This window comes from Shewanella sp. SG41-4 (assembly GCF_014164505.1).
In the GTDB taxonomy this organism is placed as follows: Bacteria; Pseudomonadota; Gammaproteobacteria; order Enterobacterales; family Shewanellaceae; genus Shewanella.
The window spans coordinates 1-1,241 of sequence record NZ_JACJFI010000619.1 but is presented as its reverse complement, the minus strand read 5'-3'; the positions used below and the strand labels follow the sequence as shown (position 1 = coordinate 1,241).

Sequence of the window (1,241 nt, the reverse complement as noted above, 5' to 3'; positions counted from 1 at the left end):
AGAAGGATATGATGCGTTATTGCATGCCCATTGGCAGCAACCGATGAGCAATCAAACACTGCCAGAAGCCTTTATCGATTTTGTTAGCCAACATGGTCACCTCATTACAGGGCAACTGTTTGCAAATGTACATTATATTAGCCACCGCGATTAAATGATGACTTCATATATTTAGAAGACAATACCTAAAAGAAACGACCTAACAGCTGATAGAAGACAATAATTCGCGGTAGATCACAGACCATACTCACCAGAGATGGTTAAATAGTGCAAACGTTGAATTAATATCCTCATAAACTATTATTTTTTGGCAAAATAGGAATACATACATGAAAGCTAAATTAATTGCATTTGCTGCCGCTGCCATTTTGGCTATGGGTGTTTCTTCTGTATGGGCTCAAGGTGCTTTGCATCAAGGTGAAGTACTCGACACCATGAATGGCGGCGGTTATACCTATGTTCAACTAAAAGAAGCGGATAAAACATATTGGGCTGCGGGTCCGCAAACTGAAGTGACTAAAGGCGACAAAGTTGAAGTGTCTGAACAAATGTGGATGAGCGACTTTAAAAGCTCAAGCCTAAACAGAACATTTGATAAAATCATGTTTGTTGGCAATATTAATAAAAAATAGTACGTTTTATCGTAAAAAGCTTACATAATTGGCCAATCTTATCGATTGGTCTTTTTTATGAATAACTTAATAAATCAACCTCATCAAATCGTTGATTTTTCTGCATCATACGCAACTCAAATAAGTGAGTTATACCATACTGCTGTGCAAGGTATTATTCATCCTAGATACCCAATACTAAAACTCAACGCATGGTCATCTGCACCGCGATCTACTAAATTTTGGCAACTACGATACAAACGAAATAAAGCCTGGTTAGTGCTTGATAAGCAAAGGGTCATCGGGTTTATTAGCCTAGAAACTCATTTTAAACACCAAGGTTACATTGATTGCTTATACGTTCATCCCGACTATCAGCATCAAGGCATCGCCCGCGCACTTTACAAACACTTACAACACTGGGCATTTCAGCAACAATATCCTTACCTCAGTGTTGATGCATCATACTTATCAAAACCGTTGTTTGAAGCTATGGGGTTTATCTTGCAACAAACAAGCTACCAACAAAAAAGTGGCCAAACGTTTACCGGTTTTTACATGAAAAAACGGTTAATAGACTAGATACTAGGGCGGACTGCGAGAACGCTATAAAAACGATAACGAGCGATA

The 1,241-nt window shown here is 38.4% G+C and carries 2 protein-coding genes; both read left to right on the top strand.

Annotated features, from left to right (window positions below):
• The first annotated feature begins 329 nt into the window (after nucleotides 1-329).
• A complete protein-coding gene (locus H5202_RS22730; RefSeq protein ID WP_182774015.1) occupies nucleotides 330-632 on the top strand; it encodes an NrfJ in 303 nt (100 codons plus the stop codon).
• A gap of 57 nt (nucleotides 633-689) precedes the next feature.
• A complete protein-coding gene (locus H5202_RS22725; protein WP_182774014.1) occupies nucleotides 690-1,193 on the top strand; it encodes a GNAT family N-acetyltransferase in 504 nt (167 codons plus the stop codon).
• The last annotated feature ends 48 nt before the right edge of the window (nucleotides 1,194-1,241 follow it).